Source organism: Mesorhizobium loti R88b (assembly GCF_013170845.1).
GTDB lineage: Bacteria > Pseudomonadota > Alphaproteobacteria > Rhizobiales > Rhizobiaceae > Mesorhizobium > Mesorhizobium loti_B.
Genome location: NZ_CP033367.1, coordinates 1,621,491 through 1,637,862 on the forward strand (window position 1 = coordinate 1,621,491; position 16,372 = coordinate 1,637,862).

Genomic DNA, 16,372 nt, shown 5'->3' on the forward strand with positions numbered 1-16,372 from the left:
CAGCCGGCCGTGATGCTGGTCAAAAAGCAGCATGTCGAAACTCCTCGCGCCCGCTATCAGGCCATGACCGTCAGCCAGTCGATCAAGCAGACCGGCTGGGTCCGTCTGGGGCAGCGGGGCGATTCCCAGGTGCTGGCTATTTTGGTGCTGGCGGCGCTCTCGGCGTCGCTGGCCTTCTGCAACCTCGACTTTCCGTACGGAATCCAGCCGGACGAGCCGATCAAAGTGGCGTTTGCCGCAGGGCAGCACCACAACTACTTACACCCGCCCTTGCTGATCATACTGGCCCGCTTTGCGGGATGGCTTTGCGGCGCGTCGAGCGAACATGACTATCTGCTGGTTGGCCGCAGTGTCAGCGCTGTAGCCTGCGTCGCCGCAAGCGTCCTCTTCTATGCCGTCTTGCGACGCCACGCGGACGGCATCAATGCCTTCCTTTGGGCGTGTGTTTTCGCGGCGTCGCCGGCCATCGCGGTTCACGCGCATTATTTCAAGGAAGACGCAGTCCTGGTCTTCGCCATCTGTGTCGGGCTGCATGCACTGGTGCGGCTGAAGGAGCAGGTCAGCACGGTCAATCTTGTCTATTTCGGATTTGCGCTCGGGCTCGCCGTGACGGCGAAATATGTGGGCGCCGGCAACAGCCTCGTTCTTTTCATCGTGGCGATTGTCTCCTGCAGGCTCAATCTCCGACAAGCCATCATCATTGCCGCCACGGACGCACTTACGGTGGTCGCGATATTCGGCGTGTCGCTGTTGAGCGAGACCGGAAGCGGGCTTTCAACCGTGATCAGTGGCCTTGGTACGGAACTGAGACACGCTGAAGCGGGCCACGACCTCAAGGAGTGGTTCTGGGAGGGCTATGGGCTCACGCATTTCCGCTACCATCTGATCCCCAGCCTCACCGGGCCGACCGTGGCGATCGCCCTTGGGGCGATCGCGATCGCCATCATCGCCGACCGCAACAAATATGTTGCCGCTTACGCCGGCGGGGCATTCATCTGGCTCTTCCTGCTGGAACTCTCGCCGCTCAAACTCGTCGGCCAGATGCGCTACATCCTGCCGGTTGTTGTCTACCTGCTGCTGGCCGCCGGCATTGCCTGTTCGAGGTCGATCGGGGCCAGAAGCCGGCTGGCGGCGATAGGACTTGGACTTGTCGCCATGGTTGCCAGCGCGCATGCCGGCATGGCCTATGTCGCGAACCTGGACCGGCAAACGGATACCCGCTTTGCAGCGATGCGCTTCCTTGAAAAGCAAGGCATCACGCATTTCGTAGTGGATTATCCGATGGGAGAACCGGCACCGCAAACCAGGGACTACCGCGATCTCTCGTCAACCGACTACCTTGTATCGCAGAAATTTCAGCGATATTTGCGCGGCGGCGGGCTGAGTGCGCAGGACCCGAGAGTATACGAGCTTGCCGGCATGTTTCGCTGTCTCGACAGTCATGTCGCCGCAGAATTTTCGAAACCATACGGGGACTATGGCTACGTCGCCCCGACAGTGAGGATCTATGACCTGCGTGATGCGCGCTCCTGCGTCCCCGGGAATGGGCCGTAGGTGGCCGAAAGCACATCCGGTTCATAGGGAGACATTGGAGCTTCCGGCCTGGGCCTGTATTTTAGACGCAGGTTTTGACAGCCAGCCATGTTGCTGGTCAAAGGCGGCATGACGAAACTCCTCGCCCTTGTCATTATCGGCTTCATGGTCATCCAGCTGATCAAACCGATCGGCTGGCCGGGGCTGAAACGCCGCGGCGATTTCTGGAAACTGGCGCTGCTGGCCATGGCGGCGATCTCGCTGGCGGCCGTGCTCGGGCATTTGACATAGGCATTCATAACCACCGGCCCGTCGATGCTCAGTCAGCAAGCACCAAGCCGACGAGATGTTCCGCCCATGCCCGATAGCCGGCTTCCGAGGCGTGAAAGCCGTCCGAGGCAAAACCCGCCTCGGGGTCGATGATCGGCAGGCGCGGCGCCGGCATCGCACCGCGCTCCAGGCAGAGCCGTTCACCCATCCGGTTCATTGCGGTGGCGCGGATCTCCAGGATCTTGCCGAGCAGCGGCGGCATGGCCGGCGCGCGGGTGAACTCCAGCACCGGCGACCACACCACACGCGCTTCCGGCCATTTGGCGCGCAGGCCGTAGAGCAGGCCGCCGAACTCCTTCTTGAAGCGCGGCACGGAGTGAAAATTCTTGGTGTCGTTGGTGCCGATGGCGAGCACGATATGCGTCCATGGATCGGCCGACAGATTGGGCAGGACGTGGTCGCGGATCTGGCCCGACGTCGCCGAATTGAAGCCGGCGGCGCGCCAGCGCACGGCGCGGCCTGTGCGTTGCGCAATCAGCATGGCAAGCTGCGCGGCAAGCCCGTCCTCGGAGTTGCCGATGCCGACCGACGCGGCCGAGGAATCACCCAGCACGAGCAGCAAGATATCAGGCGCCTTGCCGGTGAGATCGTGCATGACCGGCCCTTGCGCCGGCAGCATGCGTGAGGTGCGGCGGCGCACGCCCAGCCCCTGCCAGACATAGACGGGGAAGGCGAGCCAGGTGAGAAAGGCGGGGAAGCGCATGGCGATACCGTTTAACGATCAACGGCACCCTTAGCGCATGTTTCGGGCGCCGGGAACGATCTTCAATCGCAACAATCCGTCTTGCTTGCCGGCTTGTCCTGATATTCGTCATGCAGCCGCACCCAGTCCATCAGGCCATGATAGGGGCCATTTTCGTTGCGGCCTTTCGGCGTCATGTCGAGATAATCGTAAGTGCCGATCTGCGCCTCGCCGCCACGGGCGCGAGATGTGAATGTGAGAAAGATGTCGCCGTTCTCGTCCCTGTAGAAAACACTGGTGCCGGGCAGCTCCTTCGATGTCCGGGGGCGCGTCTCGAAATTGTAGGTGGTGTCGCCGGCCGCGATCTGCCTGTCGGTGAAGGAGACCTGCATGTCGAAGTTGAAATCCGAGGCATAGGACGACACCCAGTCGAACTTCCAGCCCATGCGCTGCCTGTAGGGCAGAAGTTCCGCGAGCGGCGCGCGCGAGATCACGACCAGCGACACGTCATGATGCCTGAGATGCTGGTTGGCGCCGTCGATGTGGTCGGCAAGGAAGGAACAACCTTCGCAATGGTGGCTGCAACCCGGCCCGAACATGAAATGGTAGACGATCAGCTGGCTGTTGGCGCCAAACAAACCGGCCAGGTTCTTCGGCCCTTGCTCGGTCTCGAAGACGTAGTCCTTGCGTATTTTTAGCCAGGGCAATTCACGCCGCTCAGCCGCGATGCGCTGGCGAAGCCGCGTCAATTCCTTCTCGCGGGCCAGATGTGCCTTGTGCGCCTGGAACCAGTCTTCGCGTGAAACGACCTTGTTGCGATGCATGAACTTCTCCCTGTCTGCACCCCAAGGACGTTTGGGATGGGCGCAAACCGACATCGCGGTCAGTTTTTGTCAGAGAGGAGATAAGGATGGGCACGCTCGGTCCCAAGTCCGGGCCTGCCACAAACGAAAAACCCGGGCGCATCGGCCCGGGTTCGAAGATGACGAAAGAACTGTGTTCAGGCGGCCTGTTCCAGGCTCGCCTTCCATTTTCCGAGCGCCGCCAGATAATTCATGTGGGCGCGATGGGTGAAGGCGGCCTGTCCGGCGGCGACGTTCGAGGCCTTGCCGCTCCATGCCTTTTGCGGGGCAGCCTGCAGCGCCCGGCCATAGGAGAAGGTCAGCTTCCACGGATGCGGGCCGATGGCGTTGATGGCGTTGAGGTTGGCGGTCGCCTCCTCGTCCTCCTGGCCACCGGAGAGGAAGGCGATGCCCGGCACCGCCGCCGGCACTGTCTCGCGGAACAGTTTTATCGTTTTCTCGGCGACTTCCTCAGGGCTGTCCACGGTGCCCGACTTCTTGCCCGACAGCACCATGTTGGGCTTCAGGATCGTGCCTTCGAGGACGACGCCGGCCGCATGGAGTTCATCATAAAGCTTGATCAGCGTCGCCTTGGAGACCTCAAAACACGTGTCGATGCCGTGGGCGCCATCCATCAGCACTTCCGGCTCGACGATCGGTACGATGCCGGCCTCCTGGCAAAGGGCGGCATAGCGGGCGAGCGCATGGGTGTTCGAGTTGATCGAATTGGTTGAAGGCACGCCCTTGCCGGTATCGATGTCGATCACCGCGCGCCATTTGGCGAAGCGGGCGCCAAGCTTGTAGTAGTCAGCCAGGCGCTCGCGCAGGCCGTCGAGGCCCTCGGTGATGGTATCGCCGGGAAAACCCGCCAGCGGCTTGGCGCCGGCATCGACCTTGATGCCGGGGATGGAACCGGCCGCCTTGATGATGTCGACCAGCGGCGTGCCGTCGGCGGCCTTCTGGCGGATGGTCTCGTCATAGAGGATGACGCCGGAAATGTATTTGGTCATCGCGTCCTTGGCGCGGAACATCATCTCGCGATAGTCGCGGCGGCTGTCGGCGGTCGATTCGACGCCGATCACGTCGAAGCGCTTCTTGATGGTGCCGGAACTTTCGTCGGCGGCCAGCAGGCCCTTGCCGTTAGCCACGATCGCGGCGGCAATGTCTTCGAGACGTTCGCTCATTCTGCTTCTCCTGAAAGGGGTTCGTTCCGCGCTTAACGGAAGTCTACCGCCAAAGGAATGGCATCGGAAAGCTCGAATCGATTGAAAGTTTCCAGCGCCTCTTTTGGCGTTGTCGCTCCGGTCAGGCCTTCTTCTTCAGCACGTCGACGCCGGGCAGCGGCTTGCCTTCCATCCATTCCAGGAAGGCGCCGCCGGCGGTCGAGACGTAGGTGAAGTCGTCGGCCACGCCGGCATGGTTGAGCGCTGCCACCGTATCGCCGCCACCAGCGACCGAGACCAGCTTGCCGGCCTTGGTGCGCGCCGCTGCGTGTTTTGCCGCAGCGACCGTCGCGTGATCGAAAGGCTCGATCTCGAAGGCGCCGAGCGGGCCGTTCCAGACCAGCGTCGCGGCGCGGTCGATCCATTCTCCGATCGTCGTCACGGTCTTTTCGCCGACATCGAGGATCATGCCGTCGGCCGGCACGTCGGAGATGGCGACCGTCTCGCAGGCCGCACCCGCCTTGAACTCCTTGGCGACGACGCCGTCGACCGGCAGGATGATGGCGCAGCCGGCCTCGGCTGCCTCAATCATGATCTGCTTGGCGGTCTGGGCGAGATCATGCTCGCACAGCGACTTGCCGACATCGGTGCCGCGCGCGGCCAGAAACGTGTTGGCCATGCCGCCGCCGATGACCAGCGCGTCGACCTTCTTCACCAGGTTCATCAACAGGTCGATCTTGGTCGAGACCTTGGCGCCGCCGACAATGGCGACGACCGGACGGACCGGATTGCCCAGCCCCTTCTCCAGCGCTTCGAGCTCGGCCTGCATGGTGCGGCCCGCAAAGGAAGGCAGCAGGCGCGCCAGGCCTTCGGTCGAGGAGTGGGCACGGTGCGCCGCCGAGAAGGCATCGTTGACGAAGATGTCGCCATTGGCGGCGAGCCTTTCGGTGAAGGCTGGGTCGTTCTTTTCCTCGGTCCTGTAGAAGCGGGTGTTCTCCAAGAGCAGCACATCGCCCTTGTTCATGGCGGCGACAGCACTGCCCGCCGTGTCGCCGACGCAATCCGAGGCAAAGCCGACGGGGCGGCCGAGCACTTGCGCCGTCGCCCTGGCAATCGGCTCGAGCGAGAATTCAGGCGAGGGGCCATCCTTGGGCCGGCCGAAATGAGCGAGCAGTATGACCTTGGCACCCTTGGCGGACAGTTCGGCGATGGTCGGCGCGATGCGCTCGATGCGGGTGGCGTCGGTGACCTTGCCGTCGGCGACGGGAACGTTGAGGTCGACGCGCACCAGCACACGCTTGCCGCTGATGTTGCCGATGTCGTCTAGGGTCTTGAAGGCGGCCATGCGGGTTCCTTTCCTCGGGAAAATCGCCGGGACCATACCCCGCGTTGACGACGATGCAAGGCCCGAAAGGCGGGCGCGCGGAAAAATGATCCAACGGCCAGATCGGGCTCCGTCAGCCTTCGGTCGTCGCTTTCTGTGCCTCCGGCGCTTCGGGCGGAGTGCCTTCGGGCCGAGCCGCTTCCATCTGCGTTTCCGTCGGCTTGCGCCAGTTGCGGATAAACGCGCTCAGGCGATCGCCCATCTCGCCGGCGCTCAGGAAGACGGGCACACGCGCCACCGGCGCTGTCGGCTCGAAGGAGAGGCCGAGACCCGTGATCTTGCCTTTGTCGTCGACATCTCTGACGATCAGCTCGATCTGGCCGATCAGCACGCGATCGGCATATTCGGCATGGCCGCCAAGCCGGGCGGTGACCAGCGCGCCAACGGTCTGTTTCTGCTCCGCTTCGGTCAGGCCCGGCGTGTAGGCTGCTTCCAGTTCGGCTGCGGAGCGAGCGGGATCGACGGCGAAGGCGCCGAAGAAATCGGCATCCTCGGGGTCGACCACGGCGCGGCTGGCGAACAGCTTGTCGAGCAGGCGCGGATAGCGGTCCGGCACGAAGATGTAGACCTGGTCGCCGGCGGCGAGCCGGCCCATGTCCTGGAAGCGCATCGAGCGGCCGTCGCGCAGCACCAATGAGGGCCGCGCCCAGCGCGGAATGCGTTCGCCGCGCGCCACCGGGCTGCCGGGTGCGACGCGATAGGCGAGAAGCTCGTGATGGGCGGAGCCAGGCAGTTCCAGTTCAACCTTGTCCAGCGGCCCAAGGCGCGCCGGCACGATGAGGCCAAGGCGGCGCGCCAGCGGGCCGACGGTCCAGCCCTGGATGACCAGCGACACCAGCACGATGATGAAGGCGGTGTTGAAGATGACGCGGCCGTTCTCCAGTCCGCCGAGCAGCGGCGTGATGGCGAGCAGGATGGACACCGCGCCGCGCAGGCCCACCCAGGAGACGAAGGCGACTTCGGGACGCGGCAGGCGGAACGGGATCAGGCAAAGCCAGACCGCGATCGGGCGGGCCACGAACATCAGGAACAGGCCAAGCGCTATCGCCGGCACCATGATGGCCGGAAATTGCGAGGGCGTCGCGAACAGGCCAAGGATCAGGAACATGATAATCTGCGCCAGCCACGACATGCCGTCCTGGAAGCGTTTCAGGATGGTGACGGCGCGGATGTCGGAATTGCCGGCAATGAGACCGGCGATATAGACCGCCAGGAATCCCGAACCGCCAATGGCGCCGGCCGCGGCAAAGACCATCAGCGACAGGGTCAGCACGAAGATCGGCAGCAGGCCATGGTCGAGATTGAGCCGGTCGACGAGGCGCACGATGGCAAGGCCGCCCAGCACGCCGACGAGTGCGCCAAGGCCCATGTTGAGGAAGAAGCCAAGGATCAGGCTGGTGAGCAGGACATTGGTTTCGGGGTTGGCGTGCGCAGCGATGATCTCGACCAGCGTGATGGTCAGGAAGATGGCGATCGGGTCGTTGGTGCCGGATTCCACCTCAAGCGTTGAACGCACGCGCTCGCGCAGATTGATCTCGCCGGCGCGCAGCAGGAAGAACACCGCCGCGGCGTCGGTCGAGGCGACTGCGGCACCGAGCAGGAAGGACTCCAGCCAGCTGAGGTTGAGCAGATAGTGGGCGGCGGCGCCGAAGAGCCCGGTGGTGAGAAGCACGCCGACGGTTGCCAGCGACAGCGCCGGGCCAGCCGCCTGCCGCAAGGCGTTGAGCGGCGTGCCGAAACCGGAATCAAACAGGATGACGGCGAGCGCCAGTGAGCCGGCAAAATACGCGATGCGGGCATTGTCGAACTCGATGCCGAGGCCGTCGGTGCCGGTGGCAAGGCCGATGCAGAGAAACAGAAGCAGGAGGGGAGCGCCGAAGCGGAAGGCAATCAGGCTCGAAAACGCGGCGGCGACGACAAGAGCTGTGCCAACCAGCGTGACGAGATAGATCGCATGCTCCATCCGTGATTTGCCCCTCGAATTCCTCTGCCTTACCGATTCAAGGGAGAGTGGGGCGAAGGCATGGCCAGTGCAAGGCGGGAGGGTGGTTTTTTGCCCTGAGCTGCTGATTTTCCGCTGTTGCGGCAAATGAAAAACGCCCGGACAAAGCCGGGCGTTTCAAGTCTTCAGAAGGGGAGCCTTCAGATCAGGCGATGGTCTTGCCGAAGGCGACCGCGGTGTCGCTCATACGGTTGGAGAAGCCCCATTCATTGTCGTACCAGGACAGCACCGAAACAAAGTTGCCGTCCATCACCTTGGTCTGGTCGAGTGCCAGGATCGACGACCGCGGATCATGGTTGAAATCGATCGAGACATTCGGGTGATGGGTGACGCCGAGAATGCCCTTGAGCTTGCCATTGGAGGCGGCGATGACCGCTTCGTTGATTTCCTGAACCGTGGTCGCGCGCTTGGCGATGAACTTGAAGTCGACGACCGAGACGTTAGGCGTCGGCACGCGGATCGAGATGCCGTCGAGCTTGCCCTTGAGGTCGGGCAGAACGAGGCCGATCGCCTTGGCGGCACCGGTCGAGGTCGGGATCTGCGACAGGGCAGCGGCGCGGGCGCGGTAGAGATCCTTGTGCATGGTGTCCAGCGTCGGCTGGTCGCCCGTGTAGGAATGGATCGTCGTCATCATGCCTTTTTCGATGCCGACCGTCTCGTGCAGCACGGCGGCCAGCGGCGCCAGGCAATTGGTGGTGCAGGACGCGTTGGAGATGACGATGTGGTCCTTGGTCAGCTTGTCGTGGTTGATGCCGTAGACCACGGTCAGGTCAGCACCATCTGCAGGTGCCGAGACCAGCACGCGCTTGGCGCCGGCGGTCAGATGGGCCGCGGCCTTGTCGCGCGCGGTGAAGATGCCGGTGCATTCGAGCGCGATGTCGACGCCGAGTTCCTTCCACGGCAGCTGGCTCGGATCCTTGATCGCGGTGACCTTGAATTTTTCCTTGCCGACGGTGATCTGGTCGCCTTCGACGCTGACTTCGTGCGGGAAGCGGCCATGCACGCTGTCATAGCGCAGCAGGTGGGCGTTGGTCTCGACCGGGCCGAGATCGTTGACGGCGACGACGTCGATGTCCTTGCGGCCGGATTCATGGATGGCGCGCAGGATGTTGCGGCCGATGCGGCCGAATCCGTTGATGGCAACTCTGACGGTCATTTTTCTCTCCCTGGGAGCTGGAGGGCAGACGATGGGTCCGCAGCTTCATAGCGGCGCAAGCGGAAAGAATCCAGCCGCAGCGACACAGATTTAAATCGATTAGGCTGGGCCAGCCCGGCGAATTCGTTTTGCGCGATTTCGCCGGGCTACCCCTCAACCCCTTATTTTGCGTGCAGGCGGGCTTCCGCTGCCTTGGCCGCTGCCTCGGCGGTGATGCCGAAATGCGGGTAGAGCTGTTCGATCGTGCCGGAGGCGCCGAAGCCGGTCATGCCGATGAAGATGCCGTCCGAGCCGATGAGGTGATCCCAGCCCTGACGGATACCGGCCTCGATCGCCATCTTGATCGGCGCATTGCCGATCGTCTTCTTGCGATAGTCGTCGCTCTGCTTGTCGAACAGTTCGAAGCAAGGCACCGAGACGACGCGGGTCGGGTGGCCATGCTTTTCCAACAAGTCACGGGCACCAAGGGCGATCTCGATCTCGGAGCCGGTGGCGAAGATCGTCACCGCTGCCTCGCCATTGGCCGCTGCCAACTCGTAGGCGCCCTGGCTGCTCAGGTTCTTGGCCGAATGCTCGGTGCGCACCGTCGGCAGATTCTGGCGGGTCAGCGCCAGGGTTGACGGCGTCTTTTCGGATTCGATGGCGATCTGCCAGCATTCGGCGGTTTCTACCGCGTCGGCCGGACGGAAGACGTTGTGGTTGGGGATGGCGCGCAGGGCCGCCAGATGCTCGACCGGCTGGTGCGTCGGGCCATCTTCGCCCAGACCAATGGAATCATGGGTCATGACGAAGATCGAGCGGATGCCCATCAGCGAGGACAGCCGCATCGAGGGACGGGCATAGTCGGAGAAGCACATGAAGGTCCCGCCATAGGCGATGAGGCCGCCATAGAGCGTCAGGCCGTTGATCGCGGCCGCCATGCCATGCTCGCGGATGCCATAGTGGACATAGCGCTGGCCATAATCGTCCGGCGTGATGTTCTTGGTCTGGCTGGTCTTGGTGTTGTTGGAGCCGGTCAGGTCGGCGGAGCCGCCGATGGTTTCCGGCACCGCGCCGTTGATGACTTCCAGCGCCATTTCCGACGATTTGCGGGTGGCGACCTTCGGCTTGTCGGCCGAGAGCTTCTTCTTGTAGTCGGCGATGACGGCGTCGAAGTTGGACGGCAGCTTGCCGGCGATCCGGCGCTCGAACTCGGCCTTGAGCTTGGGCTCGGCCTTGGCCAGGCGGCCTTCCCAGTCGGCGCGCGGCTTGGCGCCGGACTTGCCGGCAGTACGCCATGCGTCGAGGATGTCGGCCGGAATCTCGAAGGGCGGCGAATCCCAATTGAAGAACTTGCGCGCGCCAGCGATCTCGTCGGCGCCCAGCGGCGAACCGTGCGCCTTGTTGGTGCCGGCCTTGGTCGGGGCGCCGAAGCCGATGGTCGTCTTGCAGGCGATCATCGTCGGCTTGTCGGAATGGCGGGCGGCTTCGATGGCATAGGCGATCGCTTCCGGATCGGTGCCGTCGATGTGGCTGGCGTTCCAGCCGGAGGCCTGGAAGCGGGCGACCTGATCGGTGTTGTCGGACAGCGAGACCGGACCGTCGATCGAGATGTTGTTGTTGTCCCAGAAGACGATCAGCCTGTTGAGCTTGAGATGGCCGGCCAGCGCGATGGCTTCCTGGGAAACTCCTTCCATCAGGCAGCCGTCACCGGCCAGTACGTAGGTATAGTGGTTGACGAGGTCGTTGCCGAAGGCAGCGTTCATAATGCGCTCGCCGAGCGCGAAGCCGACCGAATTGGCCAGACCCTGACCGAGCGGGCCGGTCGTCGTCTCGATGCCGGTGGCGTGGCCGTATTCGGGATGGCCGGCGGTCTTCGAGCCCAGCTGGCGGAAATGCTTGATCTGGTCGATGGTCATGTCTTCATAGCCGGTCAGATGCAGCAAAGAATAGAGCAGCATCGAGCCATGGCCGGCCGACAGGATGAAGCGGTCGCGATCGGGCCAGTGCGGCGCCTTGGGGTCGTATTTCAGGAAGCGCGTGAACAGCACCGTGGCGATGTCGGCGCAGCCCATCGGCAGGCCAGGATGGCCGGACTGGGCCTTCTCGACGGCGTCCATGGAGAGAAAGCGGATCGCATTGGCCATCCGGTCATGTTGTTCACGCGACGTCATGGTTCCTCCAGAAATGGGGTTTGGGGGCTTGGGAGAGCCCTTGAAAAGGGTGCGCGACACATAGCAGGCGCGGGCTTTTAGTCAACAAACCGGTGCGCATTTGCCGGTCTTGTGATGCTGGCGCCAAGCCTACATTAGCGTTAGCGGGGGACAGTCGCGAGAGCTTTGTTGACGTTGCCTTCACCCGGTGCCTAATGTTTCCTGGATAACGCGTTCTGAACGCGAACGATTCGGTGATGGGCAGGGCACAGGACGAAGGCCATGACCGGGGAAACCACGCTCAAGGAAGTGATCGCCAGGCTGGGGAAGGCCATCGAAGGGCTGGAAAATGCCGTCGCCGCCAAGCTCGAGCATGAGCGCGACTATTCGGAAGCCGAGGCCGAGGTGCAGCGGATGAATGCCGACCGCTCCCGGCTGGCGCAGGAACTCGACAATTCCGAAGCGCGCGCCGAACGGCTGGAAGATGCCAACAAGGAAGTCTCGCGACGGCTGGTGACCGCGATGGAAACCATCCGCGCCGTGTTGGACAGATAGGAGCTGGCCCGATGGCACAGGTCACGGTTTCAATAGACGGCAAGCAGTATCGCATGGCCTGCGACGAGGGCCAGGAAGAGCATCTGATCGACCTTGCCGAGCGTTTCGACCGCTATGTCTCGCATCTGAAGGATTCTTTTGGCGAGATTGGCGACCAGCGGCTGACCGTCATGGCCGGCATCATGGTGATGGACGAACTCTCGGAGTTGCAGAAACGCGTCAAGGGCATGGAAAGCGAAGTGCTGACGTTGCGCAAGACGCGCGACGAGGCACTGACCAAGGCCGACAAGAATGACGGCGTGCTGACCAACGCCCTCGGCGCTTTGGCGCAGCGTATGGAAGATCTGACGGCGACGCTGGCCGTCAACAAGGCCTGAAGCGGCGTTTAGCGGCATCCCTCCCGAAAGATGAACAGGCGTCGATGACGCTGGCAGAACGAAAATACTCGTTCTGCCGCCGACAAGAGTTTCCTATTATCTTGCAGTCGCGATTTTTGCGCTAAGATGCGACGATGCCGGAGCGTGGACGCTTTGACGGCGGCGTGGTTTGCCGCTCTCGCTCCTGACCAGATTAGTTACAGGGGACCAGATTAGTTATAGGGGAAATGTGCCATGAGCCTTCGTATCAACGATATCGCGCCCGACTTCACCGCCGAGACCACGCAAGGGACGATCAGCTTCCATGACTGGATCGGCGACGGCTGGGCGCTCTTGTTCAGCCATCCGAAGAACTTCACGCCGGTCTGCACGACCGAACTCGGTACCGTGGCCGGGCTGGAGGGCGAGTTCAAGAAACGCAACGTCAAGATCATCGGTACTTCGGTCGATCCGGTTGCGAGCCACGACAAATGGCAGGCCGACATCAAGACGGCGACCGGCCATGAGGTGCACTATCCGCTGATCGGCGACAAGGACCTCAAGGTCGCCAAGCTCTATGACATGCTGCCGGCCGGCGCCGGCGACACCTCGGAGGGCCGCACGCCCGCCGACAACGCCACCGTGCGCTCGGTCTATCTCATCGGGCCGGACAAGAAGATCAAGCTGGTGCTGACCTACCCGATGACCACGGGCCGCAACTTCGACGAGATCTTGCGCGTCATCGATTCCATCCAGCTGACCGCCAAGCACCAGGTGGCGACGCCGGCCAACTGGAAGCAGGGCGAGGACGTCATCATCACCGCCGCCGTTTCCAACGAGGATGCGATCAAGCGTTTTGGCGCTTACGAGACCATCCTGCCCTATCTCAGGAAGACCAAGCAGCCTTCCGCCTGAAGCAAGCGCGTCGGAACAGTTTTCGGTTTTTTCGCTCCTGTGCGCCAAGTCATGCTTGACTGACCTGCTGGAGCGGACGACCATGCTCCTGTTGGGTTCCGGTGGAGAAAATCCTTCCTGCCGGTGATGGGTTGAGGGAGCCGGACGTGGACATAGCTTTGGCCATGCCATTGGTCACAGGCTTCTATGACAAGCCGACCGGGGCCATCCAGTATGTCGTCGCCGACCCGGCGACGAAGCGATGCGCCATCATCGATCCGATCCTCGACTTCGATGAGAGGTCCGGTGCAACGGATACAAAGAGCGCCGATGCCTTGCTCGATTTCGTCAGGGAAAACGGGCTGGAGCTTGAGTGGATCCTCGACACCCATCCCCATGCCGACCATTTCTCGGCGGCGCATTACCTGAAACAGAAGACCGGGGCGCCAACCGCGATCGGCCTAAGGATCGTCGATGTCCAGAACCTGTGGAAGGTGATCTACAACTGGCCGGATTTCCCCGCCGACGGCTCGCAGTGGGACAGGCTGTTCGCAGAGGGCGATACCTTCCGTGTCGGCAGCCTGCCGGTCAAGGTGCTGTTCTCGCCTGGACATACGCTGGCCTCGATCAGCTATGTGATCGGCGACGCCGCCTTCGTGCATGATACGCTGTTCATGCCGGACAGCGGCACGGCAAGGGCCGATTTTCCCGGTGGCAGCGCAGCGCGGCTGTGGCGCTCGATCCAGGACATTCTGGCGTTGCCCGATGAGACGCGAATCTTCGTCGGCCATGACTATCAGGCCGGCGGCCGCGAACCCTTGTGGGAAAGCACGGTGGCGGCGCAGAAGGCGACAAACATCCATCTCGTGGCCGCGCGCAGCGAGGCTGAGTTCGTAGCCCTGCGCGACGCGCGCGACCGGACATTGCCGATGCCGCGGCTGATCCTGCATGCGCTGCAGGTCAACATGAACGGCGGACGGTTGCCGGAGCCGGAAGCCAATGGCCGGCGGTATCTGAAGTTTCCGCTCGACGCACTTTGAGGTAATGCGCCCCACTGACTCAACGCACAAAAAAAGCGGCGCCAGTTTCTTGGCGCCGCTTTTTGTTCATTGGCGAAGCAGGCTTACGCCGCCGGCTGTGCTTCGATGGTGCGCAGCGCCTGGGTCTGGCGCTTGGCGGCGGCCTTGACCGCATCCTGCACCTTCTCGAAGGCACGCACTTCGATCTGGCGCACGCGCTCGCGGCTGATGTCGAACTCGGAAGACAGCTCTTCCAGCGTCAGCGGCTCCTCGGCGAGGCGACGGGCCTCGAAGATGCGCCGCTCGCGCTCGTTGAGCACGGCAAGAGCGCCGGACAGCATGCCGCGCCGGTTCTCCAGCTCGTCCTGCTCGATCAGCATGTCTTCCTGGCTTTCGTGGTCGTCGACCAGCCAGTCCTGCCATTCGCCGGACTCGCCTTCGCTCGCCCGGATCGGGGCGTTGAGCGATGCGTCGCCCGACAGGCGGCGGTTCATCGACACCACTTCGGCTTCGGAAACGTTCAGCCGCGTGGCGATCTCGGCGATCTGGTCGGGCTTGAGGTCGCCGTCATCCAGAGCCTGGATCTTGCCCTTCACCTTGCGCAGGTTGAAGAACAGCCGCTTCTGGTTGGCGGTCGTGCCCATCTTGACCAGGCTCCACGAGCGCAGGATGTATTCCTGGATCGAGGCCTTGATCCACCACATGGCGTAGGTCGCGAGGCGGAAGCCGCGCTCGGGTTCGAATTTCTTGACGGCCTGCATCAGGCCGACATTACCTTCCGAGATCACCTCGCCGATCGGCAGGCCGTAGCCGCGATAGCCCATGGCGATCTTGGCGACGAGCCGCAAATGGCTGGTGACGAGCTTGTGGGCGGCAGAAGTGTCTTCATGCTCGGCATAACGCTTGGCGAGCATGTACTCTTCCTGCGGCTGAAGCATCGGAAAGCGGCGGATTTCTTCCAGGTAGCGGCTGAGGCCGCCTTCGCCGGAAACGATACTGGGTAATGACTGGGCCATGATAGCGCCCCCTCTCTATTGGAGTGATGCCCCCGAAACGCGGCGGGCATGTGACGCAAGCACCAAAAGGCTCGCTCGCGACATCAGATCTTATACAGGAACAAAACCAGAAAAGACAGGCATTTGTTCAACACGAAACAGTGTGTCACGCTGAAGTGAACAATGCCAGTCAGGTTTTTTGATGGCTGGTTTCGGGCTTGACAGTGACAGGTTCAGAGTTTGCGAAAGCCGCCGACGAGTTCCTCCATGTCCCCCGGTATCGGCGCCTCGAACCTCATCGTTAGATGGGTAGTGGGGTGGCGAAATGCAAGGAGCCAGGCATGCAAAGCTTGCCGGGAAAATGCCTTGACCTGGCTTTTCAGCGGTTCGGGCAGCCGGTTGGCCTTGGTGCGAAACGCCTGACCATAGTCTGGGTCGCCGATGACGGGATGGCCGATATGCGCCATGTGAACGCGGATCTGGTGGGTGCGGCCGGTCTCCAGCCGGCACTCGACCAGGCTGGCGGTGGCGAAGTCCTTCTGGCCTTCGCCGAAGCGCTCCTGCACGGCAAAGTGGGTGACAGCATGGCGGGCGTCGTCGCGCCCTTCCGGCACCACGGCACGGCGCACCCGGTCGGCCGCGCGGCCAAGCGGCGCATCGACCGTACCGGTCGGTCTCGGCGGTATGCCCCAGACCAAAGCCAGATAGGCGCGTTCGAGATCACCCGTCCGGCCGTGATCGGCAAAGGCCTCCGACAGCGCCTTGTGGGCACGGTCGGTCTTGGCCACCACCATGACGCCGCTGGTCTCCTTGTCCAGACGGTGCACGATGCCCGGCCGCCGCACGCCGCCAATGCCCGAAAGGCTGTCGCCGCAATGATGGATCAGCGCGTTGACCAGCGTACCGGTCCAGTTGCCGGCGCCGGGATGCACGACCAGCCCGGCCGGCTTGTTGATGACGATGAGTTCGTCGTCCTCATAGAGCACATCGAGCGCGATGTTCTCGCCCCGCGGCGAGGCCGGCTCCGGTTCGGGCATGACGACCGACACGCGCTCGCCTGGGATCATCTTGCGCTTGGTCTCGTCGGCCGGCTTGCCGTCGATCGTAACGGCGCCTTGCCGGATCAGCATCTGCACGCGGCTGCGCGACATGTCAGGGCCGAGGCTTGTCGCCAACCATTGGTCGAGGCGCTGGCCGGCAGCGTCCGCGCCCACCACCAGCACGGCCGGCCCGGCCTCTATCGATCGGTCCTCTATCAATCGGTCCTCTATCAATTCAGGGGCCTCTTCGCTATGAGCGCTCATCGAAAACCGTTCCGGAATATTTGCC

General features: G+C 62.9%; 15 protein-coding genes. 6 read left to right on the forward strand and 9 right to left on the reverse strand.

Annotated features, from left to right (window positions below; translation table 11 throughout):
- Nucleotides 1–12 precede the first annotated feature (12 nt).
- Nucleotides 13–1,554, forward strand: coding sequence for an ArnT family glycosyltransferase (locus EB235_RS07925; protein ID WP_027031511.1), 1,542 nt, complete (start codon nt 13–15; stop codon nt 1,552–1,554).
- Nucleotides 1,555–1,641: 87 nt separating this feature from the next.
- Nucleotides 1,642–1,824: a hypothetical protein gene (locus EB235_RS07930; protein WP_032925607.1), complete on the forward strand. Its 183-nt coding sequence runs from the start codon at nt 1,642–1,644 to the stop codon at nt 1,822–1,824.
- Between the two features lie 28 nt (nt 1,825–1,852).
- Here the strand turns inward: EB235_RS07930 and EB235_RS07935 are convergent, their stop codons facing one another.
- The 7 genes from EB235_RS07935 to tkt all read right to left on the reverse strand — a co-directional run bounded on the left by EB235_RS07935 (nt 1,853) and on the right by tkt (nt 11,245).
- On the reverse strand, nt 1,853–2,566 hold the full coding sequence (locus EB235_RS07935) for an SGNH/GDSL hydrolase family protein (protein WP_027031510.1): 714 nt from the start codon (nt 2,564–2,566) through the stop codon (nt 1,853–1,855).
- A gap of 62 nt (nt 2,567–2,628) precedes the next feature.
- The gene (locus EB235_RS07940; RefSeq protein WP_027031509.1) at nt 2,629–3,369 is read right to left on the reverse strand and encodes a DUF899 domain-containing protein; all 741 of its coding nucleotides are present in this window, start codon (nt 3,367–3,369) and stop codon (nt 2,629–2,631) included.
- 176 nt (nt 3,370–3,545) lie between these two features.
- Entirely contained in the window at nt 3,546–4,571 is a 1,026-nt protein-coding gene (locus EB235_RS07945; RefSeq protein WP_027031508.1) for a class I fructose-bisphosphate aldolase, read from the reverse strand.
- 121 nt (nt 4,572–4,692) lie between these two features.
- Nucleotides 4,693–5,895: a phosphoglycerate kinase gene (locus EB235_RS07950; protein ID WP_027031507.1), complete on the reverse strand. Its 1,203-nt coding sequence runs from the start codon at nt 5,893–5,895 to the stop codon at nt 4,693–4,695.
- A 112-nt stretch (nt 5,896–6,007) separates the two neighbouring features.
- Nucleotides 6,008–7,897: a potassium/proton antiporter gene (locus tag EB235_RS07955; RefSeq protein ID WP_027031506.1), complete on the reverse strand. Its 1,890-nt coding sequence runs from the start codon at nt 7,895–7,897 to the stop codon at nt 6,008–6,010.
- A 184-nt stretch (nt 7,898–8,081) separates the two neighbouring features.
- Entirely contained in the window at nt 8,082–9,092 is a 1,011-nt protein-coding gene (gene gap, locus EB235_RS07960; protein WP_027031505.1) for a type I glyceraldehyde-3-phosphate dehydrogenase, read from the reverse strand.
- 161 nt (nt 9,093–9,253) lie between these two features.
- Entirely contained in the window at nt 9,254–11,245 is a 1,992-nt protein-coding gene (tkt, locus tag EB235_RS07965; RefSeq protein WP_027031504.1) for a transketolase, read from the reverse strand.
- 261 nt (nt 11,246–11,506) lie between these two features.
- Between tkt and EB235_RS07970 the strand changes: the two genes are divergently transcribed.
- The 4 genes from EB235_RS07970 (at nt 11,507) to EB235_RS07985 (ending at nt 14,069) form a co-directional block, all read left to right on the forward strand.
- Entirely contained in the window at nt 11,507–11,779 is a 273-nt protein-coding gene (locus EB235_RS07970) for a DUF4164 domain-containing protein (protein WP_006200774.1), read from the forward strand.
- Nucleotides 11,780–11,790: 11 nt separating this feature from the next.
- A complete protein-coding gene (locus EB235_RS07975; RefSeq protein WP_027031503.1) occupies nt 11,791–12,156 on the forward strand; it encodes a cell division protein ZapA in 366 nt (121 codons plus the stop codon).
- 234 nt (nt 12,157–12,390) lie between these two features.
- A complete protein-coding gene (locus EB235_RS07980) occupies nt 12,391–13,050 on the forward strand; it encodes a peroxiredoxin (RefSeq protein ID WP_027031502.1) in 660 nt (219 codons plus the stop codon).
- A gap of 164 nt (nt 13,051–13,214) precedes the next feature.
- Nucleotides 13,215–14,069: an MBL fold metallo-hydrolase gene (locus EB235_RS07985; protein ID WP_167334922.1), complete on the forward strand. Its 855-nt coding sequence runs from the start codon at nt 13,215–13,217 to the stop codon at nt 14,067–14,069.
- Nucleotides 14,070–14,152: 83 nt separating this feature from the next.
- Here EB235_RS07985 and rpoH read toward each other — a convergent pair whose 3' ends face one another.
- Nucleotides 14,153–15,064: an RNA polymerase sigma factor RpoH gene (gene rpoH, locus EB235_RS07990; protein ID WP_027031500.1), complete on the reverse strand. Its 912-nt coding sequence runs from the start codon at nt 15,062–15,064 to the stop codon at nt 14,153–14,155.
- A gap of 212 nt (nt 15,065–15,276) precedes the next feature.
- Nucleotides 15,277–16,347 (reverse strand): RluA family pseudouridine synthase, encoded by a 1,071-nt coding sequence (locus EB235_RS07995; protein WP_027031499.1) that lies wholly within the window; start codon nt 16,345–16,347, stop codon nt 15,277–15,279.
- Nucleotides 16,348–16,372 lie beyond the last annotated feature (25 nt).